Source organism: Pantoea sp. Lu_F5_004, assembly GCF_051136245.1.
In the GTDB taxonomy this organism is placed as follows: Bacteria; Pseudomonadota; Gammaproteobacteria; order Enterobacterales; family Enterobacteriaceae; genus Pantoea; species Pantoea agglomerans.
In genome coordinates this window covers 1,612,122-1,633,719 of sequence record NZ_CP194946.1, presented here as the reverse complement: position 1 = coordinate 1,633,719, position 21,598 = coordinate 1,612,122, and the positions used below count along the sequence as shown (strand labels likewise).

General features: G+C 55.1%; 16 protein-coding genes. 8 read left to right on the top strand and 8 right to left on the bottom strand.

Annotated elements, in window-relative coordinates:
• Nucleotides 1-182 precede the first annotated feature (182 nt).
• The 3 genes from ACR8BN_RS07485 (at nt 183) to ACR8BN_RS07475 (ending at nt 3,667) form a co-directional block, all read left to right on the top strand.
• A complete protein-coding gene (locus tag ACR8BN_RS07485) occupies nt 183-812 on the top strand; it encodes a Vat family streptogramin A O-acetyltransferase (RefSeq protein WP_163793036.1) in 630 nt (209 codons plus the stop codon).
• Between the two features lie 140 nt (nt 813-952).
• Complete coding sequence (locus tag ACR8BN_RS07480; protein WP_163793039.1) at nt 953-1,450, top strand: AAA family ATPase; 498 nt, start codon at nt 953-955, stop codon at nt 1,448-1,450.
• A gap of 576 nt (nt 1,451-2,026) precedes the next feature.
• Nucleotides 2,027-3,667: a methyl-accepting chemotaxis protein gene (locus ACR8BN_RS07475; protein WP_307746844.1), complete on the top strand. Its 1,641-nt coding sequence runs from the start codon at nt 2,027-2,029 to the stop codon at nt 3,665-3,667.
• A gap of 379 nt (nt 3,668-4,046) precedes the next feature.
• Here the strand turns inward: ACR8BN_RS07475 and ACR8BN_RS07470 are convergent, their stop codons facing one another.
• On the bottom strand, nt 4,047-4,298 hold the full coding sequence (locus ACR8BN_RS07470) for a universal stress protein (RefSeq protein ID WP_434747481.1): 252 nt from the start codon (nt 4,296-4,298) through the stop codon (nt 4,047-4,049).
• A gap of 216 nt (nt 4,299-4,514) precedes the next feature.
• On the bottom strand, nt 4,515-5,993 hold the full coding sequence (locus tag ACR8BN_RS07465; protein ID WP_163793389.1) for a SulP family inorganic anion transporter: 1,479 nt from the start codon (nt 5,991-5,993) through the stop codon (nt 4,515-4,517).
• A 709-nt stretch (nt 5,994-6,702) separates the two neighbouring features.
• Between ACR8BN_RS07465 and ACR8BN_RS07460 the strand changes: the two genes are divergently transcribed.
• Nucleotides 6,703-7,977 carry a DUF2254 domain-containing protein gene (locus ACR8BN_RS07460; protein WP_064703653.1) on the top strand — a complete coding sequence of 425 codons (1,275 nt, stop codon included), beginning with the start codon at nt 6,703-6,705 and terminating at the stop codon, nt 7,975-7,977.
• A gap of 78 nt (nt 7,978-8,055) precedes the next feature.
• Nucleotides 8,056-10,050: a BCCT family transporter gene (locus ACR8BN_RS07455; RefSeq protein WP_039388859.1), complete on the top strand. Its 1,995-nt coding sequence runs from the start codon at nt 8,056-8,058 to the stop codon at nt 10,048-10,050.
• 354 nt (nt 10,051-10,404) lie between these two features.
• Here the strand turns inward: ACR8BN_RS07455 and ACR8BN_RS07450 are convergent, their stop codons facing one another.
• A complete protein-coding gene (locus ACR8BN_RS07450) occupies nt 10,405-11,496 on the bottom strand; it encodes a mechanosensitive ion channel family protein (protein WP_039388861.1) in 1,092 nt (363 codons plus the stop codon).
• A 416-nt stretch (nt 11,497-11,912) separates the two neighbouring features.
• Between ACR8BN_RS07450 and ACR8BN_RS07445 the strand changes: the two genes are divergently transcribed.
• On the top strand, nt 11,913-14,099 hold the full coding sequence (locus tag ACR8BN_RS07445) for a putative bifunctional diguanylate cyclase/phosphodiesterase (protein ID WP_434747480.1): 2,187 nt from the start codon (nt 11,913-11,915) through the stop codon (nt 14,097-14,099).
• 108 nt (nt 14,100-14,207) lie between these two features.
• Here ACR8BN_RS07445 and biuH read toward each other — a convergent pair whose 3' ends face one another.
• From biuH to ACR8BN_RS07430, 3 genes are read right to left on the bottom strand one after another with little or no spacing between them, the layout of a single operon-like run.
• The gene (gene biuH / locus ACR8BN_RS07440) at nt 14,208-14,894 is read right to left on the bottom strand and encodes a biuret amidohydrolase (RefSeq protein ID WP_033758268.1); all 687 of its coding nucleotides are present in this window, start codon (nt 14,892-14,894) and stop codon (nt 14,208-14,210) included.
• Nucleotides 14,881-16,191, bottom strand: a complete 1,311-nt coding sequence (locus ACR8BN_RS07435) for a purine-cytosine permease family protein (protein ID WP_031591085.1) — start codon at nt 16,189-16,191, stop codon at nt 14,881-14,883. The genes biuH and ACR8BN_RS07435 overlap by 14 nt, the downstream gene beginning before the upstream one ends.
• Nucleotides 16,188-17,624 (bottom strand): amidase, encoded by a 1,437-nt coding sequence (locus ACR8BN_RS07430; RefSeq protein ID WP_182686461.1) that lies wholly within the window; start codon nt 17,622-17,624, stop codon nt 16,188-16,190. The genes ACR8BN_RS07435 and ACR8BN_RS07430 overlap by 4 nt, the downstream gene beginning before the upstream one ends.
• A 367-nt stretch (nt 17,625-17,991) precedes the next feature.
• On the opposite strand from ACR8BN_RS07430, the gene ACR8BN_RS07425 reads away from it, so the two are divergent.
• A complete protein-coding gene (locus tag ACR8BN_RS07425; RefSeq protein ID WP_434747479.1) occupies nt 17,992-18,561 on the top strand; it encodes a hypothetical protein in 570 nt (189 codons plus the stop codon).
• Nucleotides 18,545-18,772: a hypothetical protein gene (locus ACR8BN_RS07420; RefSeq protein WP_031591088.1), complete on the top strand. Its 228-nt coding sequence runs from the start codon at nt 18,545-18,547 to the stop codon at nt 18,770-18,772. The genes ACR8BN_RS07425 and ACR8BN_RS07420 overlap by 17 nt, the downstream gene beginning before the upstream one ends.
• Before the next feature lie 89 nt (nt 18,773-18,861).
• Here the strand turns inward: ACR8BN_RS07420 and ACR8BN_RS07415 are convergent, their stop codons facing one another.
• Both ACR8BN_RS07415 and ACR8BN_RS07410 read right to left on the bottom strand, forming a co-directional pair.
• On the bottom strand, nt 18,862-19,704 hold the full coding sequence (locus ACR8BN_RS07415; RefSeq protein WP_010670900.1) for an oxidoreductase: 843 nt from the start codon (nt 19,702-19,704) through the stop codon (nt 18,862-18,864).
• Nucleotides 19,705-19,799: 95 nt separating this feature from the next.
• Nucleotides 19,800-21,581, bottom strand: coding sequence for a thiamine pyrophosphate-requiring protein (locus tag ACR8BN_RS07410; protein ID WP_031591090.1), 1,782 nt, complete (start codon nt 21,579-21,581; stop codon nt 19,800-19,802).
• Between the last annotated feature and the right edge of the window lie 17 nt (nt 21,582-21,598).

The window sequence follows — 21,598 nt, the reverse complement described above, 5'->3', positions numbered from 1 at the left end:
CAGCCGTTTGTATATCAGCCGAATCTCTGCCGGGCCCACCCCGGAAAGAGGAAACTGGAGCGGGCAATACTGCCGGGACCGGCGCGCGATGAGCAGATAATGAAGACCGGGCTTGCACGAAAGGAACGACAGGTTTCATGGTGTACACTGGAACGAACTAACGTTGCGCTTAAGGAGAGAATATGTACGGACCGGATCCCGCCAATCCCCATCCAATGGAAGGTTTCCCACAGGTTTGTTTTATCAAAAATACGGTGAAAAACCCCAACATCATAATCGGGGATTTTACTTATTATGATGACCCTGAAGACTCAGAAAACTTTGAGCGCAATGTCCTTTATCACTTCCCCTTTATTGGTGACAAACTGATCATTGGTAAATTCTGCGCGATAGCCAGAGGCGTTCAGTTCATCATGAACGGGGCAAACCATAACATGGCGGGTTTCTCCACGTTTCCGTTTTATATCTTCGGAAACGGATGGGAAACAGGCCAGCCTCAGTCCGGCGATCTGCCCTATAAAGGCGATACGGTGATTGGTAATGATGTATGGATGGGTTATCAGGCGCTGATTATGCCAGGCGTTAAAATCGGTAACGGCGCCATAATCTCGTCTCGTTCTGTTGTGACGTCGGATGTCCCGGCCTATTCGATTGTGGGTGGCAACCCGGCCAGAGTGATCAGGCAGCGTTTTACCGATGAAACCATATCAACGCTGGAGAAGCTGGCCTGGTGGGACTGGCCGGTAGAAAAGATTACCCAAAACTTACCGGCCATTATCGCTGCGGATGTTGGAGCATTGCCAGATGAATAGCCAGGCAGAAGTGGAATAAACACTGTCCGCTGCTGACATAGGGCGGCGATCATCCGACACGGGTTCGCATAATTTCGCGCAGACTGATGTATCAATGTGTCTGCTTTACCACTGGAGCGCAGGTTTAAACAGGAGTCGTTATGTTCTACATCTTTAGTGGCCTTCCGGGTTGCGGCAAAAGCACTATCGCTAAAATGTTATCTGAAAAATTAAAAGCGGTGTATTTACGCGTCGACACGGTTGAACAGGCTCTGCGTAATAGTTCAGCAGCTTTCAGGGATATTGGTCCTGAAGGCTACTTCATCCTTTATGAGCTTGCGCGGGACAATCTCAGACTGGGGTCATCTGTTATCACTGACTCGGTGAATGACCTTAACCTGGTGCGCGATAGTTTTCGTGATATCGCACTATCATCAGGTGTTCCCTTTCTGGAGATAGAAATCCTCTGTTCGGATCCAGAACAGCATCGTGCCCGTGTAGAGAACAGAATCTCAGATATTCCTGGTTTAAAAGTGCCTGACTGGCAGGCCGTTGTGGATCGTGTTTATGAACCGTGGAGCAGAGAACATCTGCAATTAGATACGGCTGAATTATCGCCTGCTGAGTGCGTTGATAAAATCCTCCAGACGAGCATTTAGCCCTGACCGCGTTTAGCCGGCACCCTTAACGGCAAAATGTTTTAACCTGAGACTGCATGTTGCCCTACCCTCAGGGATTAAAACCGGTAAAACAGATGTAGCCACGCTATTCCCTCAGCTTAAGCGGCAATATCAGCAGGTTCTGAAGAGGATTAATGCTGCAACCAGGGTCAGGTATTTAATGAAAGAAAACGGACGTAATTCCTGAACAGTTGATCATGTCCCAAAGGCTTTTTCAAAAACTAAAAAGAGTGGAGGTCGCAGAGAATTGAATCAAAAAGCATCCCGGCTGGCAAAATTCTGATGCCCTTTTGATGGTATTCCATCATTCCCTCTCAAATTAACATTGTAATTTTCTACTATTTTTTAAGTTATTCTGAATGTTCAAATCCTTAAAAAATAAATAAACCATCTGATTCAACATCATAATTTTAAAATGCCATTTTATTTTCACAGAAGCCTGCTTTCTTAAATTTGTGTACGATTTTTCCACTGCCTTTGGTTAATAACGGTGAGTAATCTCTGGCTGCTCCAGGCCGATAATCGTAATACATCTTACCTGGAGGCTTTACAGCCATGCTGAAAAATACACGTCTCACCACGATCCTGACGTTATCCGGACTGTTCCTGTTTTTTGTCTTTCTTGCTTCTTCATTGCTGAGTGTGATTTATCTGAATCGCAGCGCGGAGTCTCTCAAAAATCTCAACCATGAAGTCTCTGCCACCCTTGGCGTCGCTGACACGACTAACTGGATACGTGCCGCTCGCACCACACTGCTGGCCGCTGTCCCTTATGCTGACGGCAGCAATCCAGAAGCGTTTAATGCCGCGCTGGCCCAGGCCAGATTTTACTATGATGGCGGCTTGCGCTTTATGCAGGCCTATCAGGCTGCACCAAAAATGGCCGGCGAAGCGGAACTGTCACGGGAGCTGGCCGCACGCTACAACGATTACACTGAGCAAGGCGTTGGTGCCCTTTTCACCGCGCTGCAGAAAAGGGATGTACCCGCTTTTCTGATGCTTGCCGGCACAAAAGTTGTGGCACTTGATGAGGCATACCGCGTTCCGCTGGACAAGGTTATTGCCATACATAAGCAGTCAGCCGTAAACATCACCCAACAGGCCGATACCGATACGCACATTGCTTATGTTGCTGCTGGTGTGTCGGTCATACTCTTTATCCTGGCTTCAGTCATTGTGGCGGTGGTACTGAAAAATGTGCTGATCAAGCCCCTGCGTCGTGCTGGCGAAGTAACAGCAGCCATTGGCGCCGGTGATCTGACATCGGAGTTCCACAATCTCCGCAACGATGAAATGGGCAGGCTTCTGCAGGGGCTTGAAAATATGCAGCTTGGCCTGAAAACGATGGTCAGTGAAATCGTCAATGGCGTAAGCGAAGTGGCTCGCGTTACCACGCAGATAAGCGACGGCAACCACAGTCTTTCCAGCCGCACGGAGCAACAGGCGGCAGCGCTCGAAGAGACCGCGGCGAGCATGGAGGAGCTCTCGTCTACTGTTTCACTCAATGCCGGAAATGCCTCAGTCGCCAGCGACGCGGCATCTGCGGCTTCCGGAACCGCTTCGGAATGCGGCGCGGCGATGCGGGAAGTGGTGCGCACGATGGCAGACATCAAAACCAGCGCAATGGCCATCAGTGAAATTACTTCCGTGATTAACAGCATTGCCTTCCAGACAAACATTCTGGCACTGAACGCAGCGGTAGAAGCAGCACGTGCAGGCGACCAGGGTCGCGGTTTTGCGGTAGTTGCTAACGAAGTTCGCACGCTTGCACAACGCAGCACACAGTCTGCGCGGGAAATTGAAAAGCTGATTGCTGAATCCAATCTGAACGTTGGTCTGGGTGAGCAGAAAGTGGCTCAGGTTTCACTGACGACAGAAAAAATCATCAGCGATGTGACCGGCGTGACCTCGCTGCTGGGAGAGATTGCGGCGGCATCTTCTGAACAGAGTAAGGGAATAAATCAGATCGGCACGGCTGTAACCGAAATGGACAGTGTGACTCAACAGAACGCCACGCTGGTTCAGGCTTCTGCTGCTGCTACGGGTGTACTGGAGGAACAGGTTAAATCGTTAAGTGCGATTACCAGCCGGTTCAGGTTGCAGACTGGTGCGGTCGTGACAGACTTACGCTCCCCGTCCATACCGTCTGTTCAGGTGAAAGAAAAAGTTTCAAGCGATCCGTGGGTGAGCTTTTAACTGAATCAGATTGATGTCTGCAGACCCTTCTGCAGACGTCGGACTTATTGGATATAGCAAAGAAATTATTATCTTCTCTTGTGGCACAGATCGGACTAACTCGTACGCCAATGTCCGCTTTCAGCGAGGAGCGGACAGTTGCACCGGAACGTCCGCTAAAAGCGAGAAGTGAACGTCTGCCACATCTCAAGCCCTTAAAGGGCTATAAAACAGATCTGTCCAATGCGTGACATCAGTATTGACCCAAAACGAGATAATGGCCGTGCTGATACATCAACGCTCAGCCCGTGTGCCGCACAAATAAGCCGGCTCCGGGGCCTGCCCGCAGGCTCCGGAGCCAGCTTATAAAAAAGGACCTGCGAGCGCTGGCCCGTAAGGCTTACCGCAGCATCAGCAGCGGCTGACGGCTTTCAGCCAGCATCTCCGGGGTATGGCTGCCGATAAAGAACCGGCGTAGCCGGGAGTGCCCGTAAGCCCCCATCACCGTCAGGCCAATATCGTTCTCATCCGCATACCTGCGCAGCGCGCCGGTGACAGAGGCGCTCTTCAGCAGCCGGGCCTCCATGACGATACTGGCCTTATGCAGAATAACCTGCGCCTCCTGCAGCGCCGCCGCCTCGCTGTTAACCATAATCAGATGGCAGTTCAGTCAGTTCAGCAACGGGCTGACTGTCACACGATTCAGATTTTCCCGGCTCGCCTCGCTGCCGTCATAGGCAAACATGACCCGTGATGGTGGTGAAAAGGTCTTCGGCACGTCCAGTTTACCGGCCGCCCAGACCGCATACTCACAGACCGGACGCGTGGACGGCGATAACAGTGCTATTCATGATAAGTCTCCTGTGAATTAATGGCCGCCCATCAGCTTTTCAACTTCTTCGGGTTTGTCATGCACCCCAAAGCGGTCAACGATTGTGCGGGTCGCCTCGTTCATCCCCCTGATTTCAACTTCGGTGCCTTCGCGGCGGAACTTAATCACGATACGATCCAGCGCGCTGATTGACGTAATGTCCCAGAAATGGGCGTGCGTCACGTCGATCTCTACGCGCTCCAGCGCCTCGCGGAAGTCAAAGTGGCTGGTAAACCGGTCAGCCGAGGCAAAGAAGACCTGGCCGGTTACGGTATAGGTGCGTGTATCGCCCTTCAGCTCAGAGGAGACCGCCATAAAGCGGGCCACCTTCGTGGCAAAGTTCAGTGACGCAATCAGCACCCCGGTCAATACGCCAAATGCCAGGTTGTGGGTTGCCACCACTACGGCGACAGTCGCCAGCATCACGACGCTGGTTGAAACCGGATGGGTGCGCAGGTTAGCAATCGAGCGCCATGAGAAGGTGCCGATGGAAACCATAATCATCACCGCCACCAGCGCCGCCATGGGTATCTGCGACACCCAGTCGCGAAGAAATACCACCATTAACAACAGCACCACGCCCGCCGTAAGTGTGGAAAGCCGCCCCCGCCCGCCGGACTTCACGTTAATTACCGACTGGCCAATCATTGCACAGCCCGCCATCCCGCCAATGAACGAAGTGCAGATATTGGCAATGCCCTGTGCCTTACACTCGCGATTCTTGTCGCTCGACGTATCGGTCATGTCGTCCACGATAGTGGCGGTCATCATTGACTCCAGCAACCCTACTACGGCAAGCCCCGCCGAGTACGGCAGAATGGTCAGCAGAGTTTCAAAGTTAAGCGGGATGTCCGGAATCAGGAACACTGGCAGGCTGTCCGGCAGCTTGCCCATGTCACCCACGGTGCGCACGTCCAGATGCAGCCACATCGAAATGGCGGTCAGCACGATAATGCAGACCAGGGGAGAGGGAATGGTTTTATTCAGGTACGGGAAGAGATAAATGATCCCGAGACCGGCAGCGGTGAGCGCATAGACATGCCAGGTGACGTTTGTAAGCTCCGGCAGCTGAGCCATAAAAATCAGTATCGCCAGCGCATTCACGAAGCCGGTAACCACCGACCGGGACACGTAGCGCATCAGGCTGCCAAGCTTCAGGTATCCGGCGAGCAGCTGTAACACGCCGGTCAGCACGGAGGCGGCGAGCAGGTACTGCAGGCCGTGATCCTTAACCAGCGTGACCATCAGCAGCGCCATCGCGCCGGTTGAGGAGGAGATCATCGCCGGGCGGCCGCCAAAGAAGGCCATGACGATGGGGATACAAAATGCGGAATAGAGTCCGACCTGCGGATCTACGCCAGCGATAATGGAAAAGGCGATCGCTTCAGGAATCAGTGCGAGCGCGACAACAATACCGGCAAGGACGTCACCACGGACGTTACCCAGCCAGTCCTTACGCGTCGAGGACAGCAGCATAGTCATTTCTCAGATTTTGAATACAGTCAGCCCGTGAGGGCAAAAAATTTCAAGGTCGAAAAAGCACATCCGCAGACGGGATGTTTAAGGATTCGCGACTGAAGTCACTCAGTGCGACAGAGGAGGGTGACGACTCAGGGTGGCGTAAGACGCATGATTTTTTGATTTCTCCTTTACGGCAACAGGATGCCTTCAGGACTGAAATTAACCAACGGATTGCGATGATAAACGCTGGCAGCGAAGTCTGATCTCAGCGGAAAACTGACCAGAACAGGCAGATAACTATAAACGAAAGAGGAGTGAGGTCAATCTTTGCCCGGGCGGGTCAGCGCGGTGAAGGGCAAAAGAAAGCCCTATGAGGCAGCACTGGATACGTGAGAGGAGCGTTGAATCTGTCCAGTCCGGCAGGATTTTTGTAAGGGCGTGCAGATGTAAATGCTGAATCATGGGGCTATTCTTATTCTGGAGCCAAATAGATCCAGGTCAGCCTGAAAACGTGATCGGCCGCTACCCCGCGCCAGGCCGATGACTGGAAGCAATCCGTATGACGATGTTCTGCCGTTATGTGCTGCTATTCTTCACATCACTGATAACATTTTTTCAGCGCATTAAGCTCTGTATGGACGACGTGCTGGCGCTCTGCTTTGCGCCAGGTGATGCAGGACAATGTTGAGCGGCAAATGAAAAGCTCATAACAACAGGTGACATGATGTCTAAAACGCAATGGCTTATTCACCGACTGACCCGACAACTCTGGTTTCGCAGTTCACTATTCGCTGTACTGGCAATTATTACTGCCCTGGTAGCTATTGCGATTAAACCCTTCATACCGGTCTCTGTATCAGGCATCGTGGGCAGTGACGCGGTGGATAAAATACTGGCCATCCTCGCCTCAAGTATGCTGGCTGTTACCACCTTTTCGCTCAATATTATGGTCTCTGCTTATAACTCTGCCAGCAGCAGCGTTACGCCTCGCGCTACTGTGTTGTTACTTGAGGATGGGACGACGCAGAATGTCCTGGCAACCTTTATCGGCTCTTTTCTATACAGTCTGGTGGGCATTATCGCACTCGGCATGGGCGCTTATGGCTCACAGGGCCGCGTTGTTCTGTTTTTTGTAACCCTTGCGGTCATTGCGATGATTGTCATTACTCTGCTGCGCTGGATACAGCATCTGGCGCAGTTTGGTCGTATGTCTGACACATCGCGTCGCGTTGAGGAAGCCACGACGGTTGCGCTTCATAATCGCCTCCAGCAACCCTGTATGGGCTGCGCTTACTGGAACGGTATCCTGCCAGAAACGGCCTTCAGCCAAAGCGTCTACCCGCTGAAGACGGGCTATCTGCAGCATCTGGACCTGCAACATCTCTACGACTTCGCAAAAGAGAGTGGCTGTAATCTTTATCTTGCTGCCCAACCGGGCAGTTTTGTTCACTGTGGTGCCCCGCTGCTCTGGTGTAGCCAGCCGCTTTCCGCTGACGAGCAACAGATACTGCGTAACGCCTTTACGCTGGGTGAGCAGCGTTCATTTGAGCAGGATCCCCGCTTTGGGCTGTGTGTCCTGTCTGAAATTGCTTCTCGTGCTTTATCTCCGGCCGTTAACGATCCCGGCACTGCAATCGACATTATCGGGCGGGCAGTCAGGTTGTTCAGCCTTCCCGCTCCAGCTGACTCTGCCACAGCGCATTATTCTCAGCTCTTTATGCGACCCACTCAGATTAGCGATATGTTCGACGATATGTTCACCGGCATTGCGCGCGATGGTGCCGCTCTGGTTGAAGTGCAACTTCGCCTGCAGAAAGCGCTGCATGCGTTAGCGATGATTGCTCCTCATCGTTATGCCACTGATGCAAAGCGCCATGCGCAGCTTGCTCTGACGCGCGCAAATGTTGCGATGACTTGTGAAGCAGACAAAGATGCTGTTGAACGTGTCTCCCGCTGGCAGATTGACGCAGGTAATGCAGACGGCCTGCTTAATAGTTAGCCACCTGATGCCGCATCGCTTTTACTCTTCCACACTGATTGTTACATTTGGTCTTCATTCACATTGAGCAGGATACTTATGTCTTCATCAGAAACTGAAACGCCACACAAAAGAAGCCAGATTAATCCGCCGGTATTTTTCACCTCTGCCGCCCTTATTTTTATTCTGGTGGCCTTTGCTGCACTTTTTCCTGAACAGGCTGATGTGCAGTTCGGAGCCCTGCAAAGCTCGCTGTTTGCGAACGCCAGCTGGTTTTATATTCTCGCAGTGGCATTAATCCTGCTGACGGTAGCCTATTTAGGCTTCTCTCGTTATGGCGATATCAAACTCGGCCCCGACCACGCAGAACCCGATTTCAGCTATCACTCCTGGTTTGCCATGTTATTTTCGGCCGGCATGGGTATTGGTCTGATGTTCTTCGGCGTCGCAGAACCCGTGATGCACTACATGGCCCCTCCTACAGGCCAGCCGGAGACCGTGGAGGCCGCACGGGAAGCGCTACGTATCACCTTCTTCCACTGGGGCCTGCATGCCTGGGCAATTTATGCCATTGTGGCGCTGATTCTGGCGTTCTTCAGCTACCGTCACGGATTACCCCTGACGCTGAGATCGGCGCTGTATCCTATTATCGGTAACCGCATCTACGGCTGGATGGGGCATGCCGTAGATATTTTTGCCGTGATCGGTACGGTACTGGGCGTGGCGACCTCGCTGGGTTATGGCGTATTGCAGGTTAATGCCGGACTGAATCACCTGTTTGGCCTGCCGGTCAATCAGACCATGCAGGTGATTCTGATTGTCGTCATCACCGCGCTGGCTACACTCTCAGTGGTCTCCGGACTGGATAAAGGCATCCGTATTCTTTCGGAAATTAACCTGGGTCTGGCAGTACTGCTGCTGATTATGGTGGGCGCACTCGGTCCAACTGTACTGCTGCTGAAATCCTTTGTGGAAAATACCGGCGGCTATCTCTCCGAACTGGTCACCAAAACCTTCAACCTCTACGCTTATGAACCTAAATCAAGTAAGTGGCTCGGCGGCTGGACACTGTTCTATTGGGGCTGGTGGCTGGCCTGGTCGCCATTTGTGGGTATGTTTATCGCCCGCGTCTCGCGCGGGCGTACCATCCGTGAGTTCGTCACTGGCGTACTGTTTGTGCCCGCAGGTTTTACGCTGCTCTGGATGACCTTTTTCGGTAATAGCGCAATATGGCTGATTATGCAGAAGGGTGCCACTGACCTGGCGCAGACAGTTATGAGCGATCAGACGCTGGCACTGTTCAACTTTCTTGAGCATTTCCCGTTCAGCTCGGTGCTCTCCTTTATTGCCATGGCAATGGTCGTGGTGTTCTTTGTCACCTCAGCGGACTCAGGCGCTATGGTGGTCGATACGCTGGCATCGGGTGGCACCGACAAGACCCCGGTCTGGCAGCGCATATTCTGGGCTGCCATGATGGGGGTGGTGGCCGTCACGCTGCTGCTGGCGGGCGGTATGAAGGCGCTGCAAACGGTAACTATTGCCAGCGCGCTGCCCTTCGCGGTTATTCTGTTAATGTCGATATATGGCCTGCTCAAGGCGTTACGCGTTGATGCCTGGAAGCGCGACAGTAAGCAGATTGCGACCATTGCACCCACGGCTGCACGTAACCCGATTCCGTGGCAGCGACGGTTGCGTAACATTGCCTACTTCCCGAAACGCTCACAGGTTAAACGCTTCATGACGGAGGTCATCTACCCGGCGATGGAGATGGTGGAGCAGGAACTGGCGAAACAGAATACCGTGTCTCATACCCGGGATGATGTTGAAGACCGCGTTCGCTTTGAGGTGGATTTGGGTAATGAACTCAACTTTGTTTATGAAGTTCGTGCTCGCGCCTATCTGCAGCCCACCTTTGCACTGGCAGGGATGTCTGACGGCGAGAAAGCTGAAGAGCAGAAATATTACCGTGCTGTTGTCTACCTCAAGGAAGGTGGTCAGGATTATGATGTGATGGGCTGGAATCAGGAGCAGATTATCAACGATATTCTCGACCAGTATGAGAAGCATCTGCACTTCCTGCATATCGTGCGTTAATACACTTATGCATTACCAAAGAGGAGCCTGGCTCCTCTTTTTTTGTCCTGGTATCGCTCCTTTACAGCTGTTTGTAACGGTAAACAGCTCAGCTGAGACGGGGACGGCTGACAGTGTTTTGACGGCAGTTTAAGGAATAGCCAGCAGAAAGCATCCGCAAGAGACGCCAGTTACGATGAATCGAGTGAGCCAGACAGGAGGGAAGTGCGCAGCGTGTCGCTGCATTCTGCCTGAGCGACATGAAAGCGCCAGCATTTATCTTTGGCGCCCCTGTCCTCTGAATGAAGAACGGAGCAATAATTTTGCAGGGGCTTTAACTCCCGCTCAAACTACCGCTCCCTCCCCCAACACCCTCTATTCAGCCATTGCCCTTCCTGACTTCTCACCCCCACTGTCCGTCAGTGATGCTCTCACCTGCGGCAGGCTTTCCGGATAATTCTGCTGAATAAACTCAATCATCTTTTCACGCACGTAGCAGCGCAAATCAAAGGCGATCGGGGAGTTCTGCGCGGTCATCAGCATCCTGATGGTCATGGTTTTCTCGGTGGTGTCGGTCACCTGAAGCACAGAGGTTTCCTGATCCCAGAGCTTGGTTTCGCTCAGCACCTTTTCAAAGTGCTTGCGCAGCGGCTCCAGCGGCATGGAGTAATCCACGTAAAGAAACACCGAGCCTAAGATCTGGGCGTTATTGCGCGTCCAGTTCTGAAACGGATTTTCGGTAAAGTAGGTGATCGGCAACACCAGCCGACGCAAATCCCAGATGCGCACCACCACATAGGTCAGGTTGATCTCCTCAATCCAGCCCCACTCTTTTTCTACCACTACCGCATCATCAATTTTAATAGGCTGGGTAAAGGCGATCTGAATACCGGCAAACAGATTAACCAGCGACTTCTGCAGCGCAAAACCAATAATAATACCGGCGACACCCGCACCGGCCAGAATGGTGGTGCCGAATTTCCGGACGCCAGGGAAGCTGAGCAGAATCAGCGAAACACAGAACAGAACCAGGATAACAATAACTACTTTTTTGACATAGATAATCTGCGTGCGAATTTTGCGCGCACGAAGGTTATTGGAAATATTAATGTCATAGCGGATATAAAGCATATCCTGCGCCACGTTGGTCAGCCGGATTAAGACCGAGCAAAATGACATAATAATAAAGACATTGATGATATTGGTGATTAAAGAGAGAGATTCCGGATGGAAGTCGATGTAATTAACGCCGACATTAATCATTAATAACGGAATAAAAAAGAACATCGAGCCGCTAAGATGCTTCTCAAGGGATTTGAAGAGCTTTCTGTCACGAATCTGCCAGTAGCGGATGAACCGGAGCAGGATAAGGCGGGCCAGAAATCCCAGCACAAAAGAGAGCGAGACGAGTAATACAACAGGCACCCATGACGGGAAACCAGATAACTCACCGAATAACAATGGCATTATTTTCCCTTATAGTAAGCTGACAACCTCGGGCTGTCAGATAAGTGACAAACTCAGTAACCGTTGTCTTCACGGCTATCCGTTCGTAACACAATCAGCGCACATGAGTATGAACCATAGCGGCGAAGTTAACAGGAAATGCGCGGTGATGCGGCCAGAGAGGCTTTCGCGCGCCAGCCTTACGGCTACTGATACGGAAGCAGAATGCGGCCTTTATGTCACTGTCCGGCCTGCCCAACATCATTAAAATATCTGATACAACACAGCCACTTTTCCGATCTCCATTTTTTAGCCTGCCCTGGTCATCCGGCAGCAAAAACATGGCTATAACCTCCAGAAGCAACGCTTTGCGTGGACGTTTTTTTGCAATCTGCTAATTTTTAAGCTGTTCCCCTGCTGCTGAGAAAAACAACAATATGATTAACACCCTTAAACTTTCCTCTGATTTTCGTCGCAGTTTCCTGCGTGAAGTCCTGGTGCCGCTGGTGGCTATCTTAGTGCTGACGTTTGTGGGTGCAGGGGCTGCGCTGTTTATCGGCACCTCACTCACCAATACTGAGGCCCGGCATCAGCAGCAACGGATGATTGAAGCCTCATTTTCACAGAGTCTGAATGAGCATCTGCGCCAGCTGCATAGCCTGTCGCGCTGGGGACCCTTTGAGCAGCATCTGGCGGAGGGCAACAGCAGCAGGTGGCTGGATGAGAACATTGGGCTGTGGCTGTATGAGATGTTCGGCCATCAGCTGATTCTGGTGCTGGACCAGCAAAATCAGATCGTCAGAGTCTGGCGCGAAGGCCAGCCGGTCTCCGCGCCTGCAGATGATCCGCTGATTGGTGAGGTGCTGCAAAGCCCGCTGGTCAACGATCCGGCGCGCCAGGATAACGCCGATTATGCCCGTATAACAAATCGTGCCGCCGCGCTGGCTGTAGGTAATATCCAGCGGGATGATAATGCCCTGCCGCGTTTCCGGCTGGTAAGCCTGAAATTTCTTGATGACGGCTATCTGGCGGGCCTGGCGGAACGCAATCAGCTGCAGGGGCTGCACTTCTCCGACGGCACGCCACAGCCGGGAACCGGCGCGCGCTATCTGCTGATCGCGCAGGCAGGCGAGGCGGTTGGCTATCTGAACTGGATCCCCTCCCGTCCCGGTGCGCAGATGCTGCGCACCATCGGGCCATCTACCGGGCTGGCAGTACTGGCGATATCCCTGCTCTGCCTTTATATGGTGCGGCGACTCTGGAACTCGTCGGTGAACCTCTCGCAGTCCATGCTCAGGCTCGGCGCGTCAGAGGCTCAGGCCCAGCATCTGGCGTTTCATGATGTGCTGACCGGCCTGCCGAACCGCGCACTGGTCGAAGACCGCTTAACCCAGGCGCTGGCCCTGGCGACGCGCCACGATCAGCGGGTGGCGCTGCTGCTGATCGACCTCGACCGCTTTAAAACCATCAACGATACCCACGGCCATCACGCCGGAGATGAACTGATCATCGCGGTCGCACAGCGACTGAGCAATATCGTGCGGGCCAGCGATACGGTAGGACGCATCGGCGGCGATGAATTTATTGTGGTAATGCCGGACGTCGATAATATCGGCCAGGTGCAGAGCCTGGCGCAGCGCATTATTGATGAACTGAGTGAGCCTTTTACGCTGTTTGGCAGCGATGTCTGGAGTGGCGCCAGCATCGGACTGGCGCTGGCACCCAAAGATGGGGTCGATCGGCTGGAGCTGATGCGCAAAGCGGATATTGCGCTGTATGAAGCCAAAAGCGGCGGGCGCGGCACGTATCGTCAGTTTGAACGGGCGATGGATGAGTCGGTGCGGACCCGACAGACCATCGCTGCCGACCTGCGTACGGCGCTGCATACCCATCAGGGGCTGGAGGTGTGGTATCAGCCGCTGATGGATATTGGCGGTCAGCAGATGGTGGGCATCGAAGCGCTGCTGCGCTGGCACCATCCAACCCGCGGCCTGATCGCGCCCGCTGAATTTATCGCGATTGCCGAAGAGACCGGCCTGATTATTCCGCTGGGCGAATGGGTGCTGGCTGAAGCCTGCGTCACTCAGCAGCGTTTTCCCGAGCTGCTGGTGGCGGTCAACGTCTCGCCGGTGCAGTTCCGCTCTACCGGCTTTGTTGAGCGGGTGATGGCGATTGTCAGCCAGAACGGCGGCGATCCGAAGCGCCTGGAACTGGAGATCACCGAAGGGGTGTTAATCGAAGATGAACGTGAAGCACGCGCCATTATTGTGGCGCTGCGTGATGCGGGCTTCCGGATTGCGCTGGATGACTTTGGCACCGGTTACTCCAGTCTTAACTATCTCAGCAACTTTCCGGTGGATAAAATCAAAATCGATCGCTCATTCACCCAGTCGCTGGGCGTGGCGGAAAATTCAGTGGCAATTGTTGAATCGGTGGTAAAACTGGGTCATGCCATGGGCCTGATGGTGACAGCAGAAGGCGTCGAGACGCCAGGGCAGATGTCTGCGCTGGCAGATGCGGGCTGTAATCAGTTGCAGGGCTATCTGTTCAGTCAGGCGGTGCCCGCCGATCAGCTCGCAGCCCTGATGACCTTATCCGCGCCAGACGAAGTACAACAGGGGTAATCCCCTGAGTGGATGGCCGGAGCGCGGCTTTGTGCACTCAGGCTGTCTGACAGCGCGATGCGCCAGACAGCCTGAGTCGGCCATCGCCTTTTTTTCCGGCCAGAGACGTTAAACCCCCAGGCTATCCAGCAGCGCGGCAGAATGGGCGACCGCACCAAAGATGCCGCCCTGCATATGGATCATGCTCAGCGCCGCTTCATGATGACGCTGCTCGGTCGCAGCACAGCAATCGGACAGCACCAGGCACTCAAAGCCGCGATCGTTAGCTTCGCGCAGCGTGGTGTGGACGCAGACGTCCGTGGTAATGCCGGTGAGGATCAGATTACGGATGCCGCGACTGCGCAATATCAGCTCCAGATCGGTGGCATAAAACGATCCCTTACCCGGCTTATCGATCACCACTTCACCCGGCAGCGGTGCCAGCTCCGGGATTATCTCCCAGCCCGGTTCACCGCGCACCAGAATACGGCCGCACGGTCCCTCATCCCCGATCCCGGCGTTCATCCGTCGCGAGCGCCAGCGTTTGTTGGCGGGCAAATCACTGAGATCGGGCCGGTGCCCTTCGCGGGTATGAATAACCGGAAACTGCCGGGCGCGCATCGCTGCCAGCACCTGCTGCAACGGCGCGATGGGCGCCCGGGTCAGACTCACGTCATAGCCCATGCTGTCGACATAGCCGCCCACGCCACAGAAGTCGGTCTGCATATCAATCACGATCAGCGCGGTATCAGCCGGCGTAAAAGTGCCGTCAAACGGCCAGGCGTAGGGAGTTGAATTAACGCTATAGTCGGACATTGCTGTTCTCCATTACCGGGCGCGGCATGCGCATTCTGCTGATCAGGCTGTAGCTGATGGCGGCGGTTACCAGACCAATAACCGCTTCACCGAACTCGGGGAAAGCGACGTGGGCGATCACCGCACACAGGCTGCCAATCGCCCAGGCGGCAAACGCAGTACCACGAAAACGCTGCGCCGGACGCTGCTCGCTGATGCGCGCCATAAAAATTAAATCCACGATCATCACGGCACCAAACGGCGGCACCACAATGCCGAGCAGGCTGAGCCACTCCAGGAAGTAAGACCAGACGCCCGCCAGCGCCAGCACGCCGCCAATGGCACCCAGGATCAGCGTCCAGAGCCGCATTTTGCTGCTGAACAGATGACTGAAGCCCACCGCTCCGTTGTAGAGGCAGTGCGTGCAGACCGATCCGAGATTGATAAAGACAAACAGGCAGGCCACTACCGACAAAAAGGCGCTGTGCCCCATCAGCATCGGCAGGAAGTTACCGCCATTGGTCAGCGGATCAACCGCTGCGCCTACGGCCACAATCACCACACCGAACAGGTAGGAGATGACGTTAGCGACCGGGAAGGCAGAGAACGCGGCGATCACCGCCGAACGGCCATTCTTCGACCAGCGGGTAAAGTCAGCGGTCATGGTGCCGGAGTCAGCAAAACCGGCTACCACCATGGTGACGGCGGTGCCCATACTCATTGCACCGGCTGCGCTGGCGCTGCCCTTCCACTGCGTCACCACGGAGAAGTCGTGCTGTTTGCTAATCAGCCACAGCGCCACCATTCCCAGCACCACAAACAGCGGCGCGGCGATCATCCCCAGCACCGACAACGCCCGCACGCCCAGAAACGTAATCCCGGTATAGAGGATCATGGCAAAGGCCGTCACCGCCAGCGCATTCCAGCCAAAGGTTTGATTAATGACCGTGCCGGTAAGGCCGGTCTGAAAGGCATACCAGCCGATCACCACTGTCGAGAGAAAACCCGAGACCAGGATGTAGCCTTTGCTGCCAAAGGTGCGTCTGGCCTGCAGAGCGAAATTCATTCCGCTGTTACCGGCGTACCAGCTCAGCGCGCCGACATAGGCGAACAGCACCAGGTTTCCCAGCAGAATGGCGATCAGCGCAGGCCAGAATCCCAGATGCCAGGTAATGATGCCGCCAAACAGCGCATTGGTGAGGATCATCGGAAATCCAAACCAGACGGCCGAGACGGAGCGGGTAGAATGACGGTGCGACAGCGGTACCGGCTCATGTTCAAACTCCTGCTCCAGCGCAGGCGTAGTAGACGTTTTCATTGGGCGATTCCGGGTTGAAGGTGATTCCACGGCTGAATGCGCTCGAAAGCGGCACTGGCAGCCAGCACTAAGGCATCATCAAGATGACGTCCGACAATCTGCAGACCGACGGGCAAGCCGCTGGCGGTAAAGCCAGCGGGTACGGACGCGGCAGGCTGACCGGTGAAGTTGAAGGGGTAGCAGAACGAGAGCCAGTGATCGCTGCGGACCATGCGGCCATCAATGATCTCCGGTCCCTGCATCCCCAGTGGAAACGGCGGCACCGCCAGCGTCGGGGTAATCAGCAGGTCAAAGCGCTGCATAAAGCGCCACAGGCTGTTGCTGACCGCTTTGCGGGTGGTGATGGCATCGGTAAAGTTTTCCGCCCGCCAGTCGCGCTGCAGCATGGCGACCAGATGCGGCGACATCTCGCTGCCCTGCTCCGCCATCATCTGGCGCATGCCGGTAAGATCGCTCTCCATCGCCACCAGCGCGCCAAAAGCCGCCGATGGATCAGGGAAGCCCGGATCGGCCAGCTCCAGTTCAGCACCGATTTCAGCGGCAAAACGCTGCACCGCCGCGCTGACCACTGCCCGCACTTCCGGATCAACAGCCACATAGCCAAAATCCACGCTGAAGGCGATGCGCAGTTTGCCTGGCAGATGATGTGGCGCGCCCAGCCAGTCCACATCGCTGCAGGGAATCGAGTGGCGATCGCGCATATCCGGTCCGGCCATCAGCGACATCATCAGCGCGGCATCGCGCACGCTGCGCGTCATCGGACCGATGTGCTCCAGTGACTCCCAGCTCGACACGCCGGGGTAGCGTTCATCACGACAGCCGGGCCAGAGCGGCACCCGGCCCATCGACGCCTTGAAGCCGAAAATACCGCAGTGCGCCGCCGGAATGCGTACCGACCCGCCGCCGTCGCTGCCCAGTGCAATCGGGCAGAGCCGCGCCGCCACCGCCGCACCCGAACCGGCGCTGGACCCTCCTGGCGTCATGCTCAAATCCCAGGGATTTCGTGGCGACGGAAACAGTGGATTGTGCCCGACCCCGCTGTAACCAAACTCCGGTGCGGTGGTTTTGCCAACCAGAATGGCGTCGGCGGCCAGCAACCGCTCCACCGTGATGTCGTCATCTTCCGGCACGAAATCTTTGTACGCCGCCGAACCGGAGGTGGTTCTGACGTTTGCGGTGCAGATTAAGTCCTTCACCGCAAGCGGTACGCCCGCCAGCGCGCCAGGTGTTTCTCCGCGTGCCCGTCGGGCATCCACGGCTCTGGCCTGTGCCATCGCCAGTTCAGGCGTCGGGGTACAAAAAGCCTGTATCGCCGGTTCCCGCTGTTCCATCCGTGCCAGCACCGCCCCGGTCAGCTCGCACGCCGACACGTCCCCGCTGCGAATCAGAGCGGCCATCGTGGTGGCATCTTCGTCTAATAAGGAGTCAAACATGGGTTACCTCGCCAAAAGTGTACCTCTCGGCTAGTGCATGAAGCGTGCCAGTTAGCGGTGAATCATCCGGTCTGACCCGGGGATGCCAGATGGAATACGGGCTGGGATACAAGATCGAATTCTTATGATACCAGGTGCAGGCGGCTGTTTATTTTTCCAGCACGATGATGGCGCAGGGCTGCGCGATAAGGGGGCGTAATAGCTGAATGGTTTGCGGGCTGGTTTACAAAACGATGTCGGTTATCAGCAACAGCGGCCGATATGCTGGAATGAATAACCACATTTTTACCAGGGACGTTTGACCGGTCTGAGCAGGCACTGAAAAATCACGGCTTAAAGATTCACATGCAGCCTGCAGGGATGATAAGTGCGCATTGAAGAAGATATTTATCTTGAAAACTACGAAATCAGGCGAAAAAAATTCATTTACGATCGTCAGGTTTATCACAGCTACGTGTTTGTTGTCGGTAATGAGACTTACACCGTCATCGTTGGCGACCGGATAGATGAACAGACCTTTAACCGCATCGGATACCGGATGCCACCCGGTATCGCCTTTCCGGTTAACGGGCTGGCTGAAGTCTGTTTTGACGTGTTCGATGGTCTGGAGTGCCTGGGCGATTTCCGCCATATCAGCTTTGCAGGATTAGGCAGTGCTGTCGTTTTCAAAAGCGTACTCCTGGCGTTAATGGCACACCATGCAAGCTTCTTTATAGGCGGTTTTGTTTTCCAGGCTGCATCAGGAGAGATCGTTGACCGCAATCGCCCGACACCCCTTGAGGAGATCTACGACGCTTTGCTTGGGTTAAAAAATGAACTACGCTACAATCGCCGGACAGGGTTGCCAAAGAAAGCGCCGCAACCTTTAATCCCGGACTGTTTCCGGGCTTATAAAGTAGTGACTACAGGGAGAGCTTGCTATGTCGTTATACAATAAACACGATGAAACAACCCCTTTGGCTCCGGTCGAAACCAGGTATAAAGAGTTAAGGGCACTATTGATTGCTGAATGGCTGGCCAGACCCGATCTGCCCGCCATTAAAGCCCAGTTAGCTCAGAGGAAAAAACGCTCGTCGTCTGCCCTGTTACGCCGCAAGCTGAAAGAGCTGAATGCGCGCGAAATGCAGAAAGCTAAGATCAGCGCTTAACTCTTAAAGGCCCGATAAACGGGCCTTTCGCGTTTTTATCGACCTCAGTCTCATTCGCAGACGGCTTTCCACCACCCGCAACTCACCTGTTACTCCGGAAAATCTGTCTCCACTGACGTCTGTTTCCACGCTTCGATCTCAGCCAGCCGCTCTTTAAGCTTACTGGTCACGGCATCATGGCCCCAGGCGCCCATCACCAGATGGCGTGGCGGGTTGTCATGCTCAGTGATGGCAATCATTGCCGTGGCGGCTCGCGCCGGATCGCCCTTCTGAGTGCCGCTGTATTCGGCGGTGGCTTTCATCCGTGCGGCTGCAGTCTCTGCATAGTCCGGCAGCGTGCTCGGCGTCTGATGCAGGGAGCGTCCGGCCCAATCGGTGCGGAACGGACCTGGCTCGACACAGGTAACGCGAATGCCCAGCGGCCCCGCTTCCAGCGCCAGCGAATCTGACCAGCCTTCCACCGCATGTTTGCTGGCAGAGTAGTAGCCTGAGCTGGCAAAGCCAATTAAGCCTGCCACCGAGGTAATGTTGATGACGTGGCCGCTGCGCGCCTTTCTCATCGCTGGCAGCACGGCGCGGGTCAGGGCAAACAGGCCAAAAACGTTGGCATCAAACTGCGCGCGGATTTCGCTTTCCACACCCTCTTCCACCGAGCTTTGATAGCCGTAACCGGCGTTGTTTACCAGCACATCGATGGTGCCGAACGTGTCGAGTGCCGCTTTGACGGCCTGGTCGATGCTCGCCTGGTGGGTGACATCCAGCGCTACTGCCAGCGCGTTATCGTGTCCCTCAACCAGATCGGCAATGGAAGAGGTATCACGTGCCGTCACGACGACCTTAAAACCACGCGCGATGGTCTGCTGCGCCAGTTCACGACCAAATCCGGTCGAACATCCCGATATTAACCAGACAGGGCTGGAGTGAGCAGTCATGGTAAGACTCCCGTTGATGATGAAGTGACTGGAGACCCGGACACGAGTGCATCCGGGATTTAAGGTTAGCGAGGCGCGACGGCCCCACTTAGCCCTTAATGCTTTTTATTGAACAGCTGGCTGGCGGTGTCGCTGATGATCTGTGCCGCGCCGCGATCGCCTTTCACCATCGACGCCATAAAGGCTTTCGCCTGTTTAAAGGTGATGTGCGGCGGTAACGGGGCAACTTCCGGATCGGTTTTCACCTCCAGCAATACCGGGCGATCGGCGCTGAGCGCACGCTGCCAGGCCGCCGCCAGATCGTCAGGATTATCGACAAAAATACCGACCATCCCCAGCGACTGCGCAAACTCAGCATACTTCACATCCGGCAGTTGCTGCGAGGCGTCAAAGCGGGGATTCCCTTCCATGACCCGCTGCTCCCAGGTGACCTGATTGAGATCCTGGTTGTTGAACACGCAAACGATCAGGCGTGGATCGGCCCACTGCTGCCAGTATTTCTGGATGGTGATCAGCTCTGCCATATTGTTCATCTGCATCGCACCGTCACCCACCAGCGCCACCACCGGTTTGTCGGGGTGGGCAAATTTTGCGGCAATCGCATAAGGCACCGCAGCGCCCATACAGGCCAGACCGCCGGAGAGCGAGGCGCGCTGACCCTGTTTTACCCGATAGTCGCGGGCGAACCAGTTGGCACAGGAACCGGAGTCCGAGGTGACAATGGCGTTATCCGGCAGTTGTGGCGACATCTCCCACACCACCCGCTGCGGGTTGACCGGATTAGCGGGTGCCATGGCGCGCTCTTCCATCAGCGTCCACCAGTCGCGCACCTGAAGCGCGATATCTTCCTGCCAGCTGCGATCCTCTTTGTGCTCCAGCAGCGGCAGCAAAGCGCGCAGGGTTTCAGCCGCATCGCCATGCAGATTCACTTCGCTTGGATAGCGCAGGCCGAGCATGGCGGGATCGATGTCGATCTGCACCGCACGCGCCTTGCCCTCTTCCGGCAGGAATTCCGTCCACGGGAAGCCGCTGCCGATCATCAGCAGGGTGTCGCAGTTCTGCATTAAATCGGATGAGGGCTTCGTGCCCAGCAGGCCAATCGAACCGGTCACAAACGGTGCATCGTCCGGCAGCACATCTTTGCCCAGCAGCGCTTTTGCCACGCCCGCACCCAGCACATTCGCGACCTGTACCACCTCGACGGCGGCGTTACGTGCGCCTGCGCCAATCAGAATCGCCACTTTTTTACCGGCGTTAAGCACCTCAGCGGCGCGTTGCAGATCCGCTTCATAAGGGATCACTTTAGGACGCTGATAGCCGCTGCCGGAATGGGTAAAACCGTGCAGATGCTGCGGCGGCTGCCACTCTTCATCCTGAATATCTTTAGGGATGATGATCACCGCCACGCCGTTTTGCGCTTTGGCGATGCGCACGCCCCGGTCGAGCAGATGGCGAACCTGGGTTGAACTCGAAGCTTCCTGAACGAAGTTGGCAACGTCTGAGAAGATGCGATCCAGGTTCATCTCCTGCTGATAACTGGAGCCGCGCGCGGTCGCTTCCGCCTGTCCGGCAATCGCCAGCACCGGAGCATGATCCATTTTGGCATCATAGAGTCCGGTCAGCAGATGGGTCGCGCCGGGCCCGCCGGTAGAGAGGCAGACGCCCAGTTCACCGGTGAATTTGGCGTGTCCTGCCGCCATAAAGGCCGCCATCTCTTCGTGGCGTACCTGAATAAATTCGATGCCGTCGCCTTTGGCGTTAGCACGCTGAATGGCGCCCAGCACCCCATTGATGCCATCTCCCGGATAGCCATAGATGCGTGTGACGCCCCACTCTTTCAGGCGCTGGACAAAAAAATCACTGGTTTTCATGCTCATCGTCGCGTTTCCCCTTG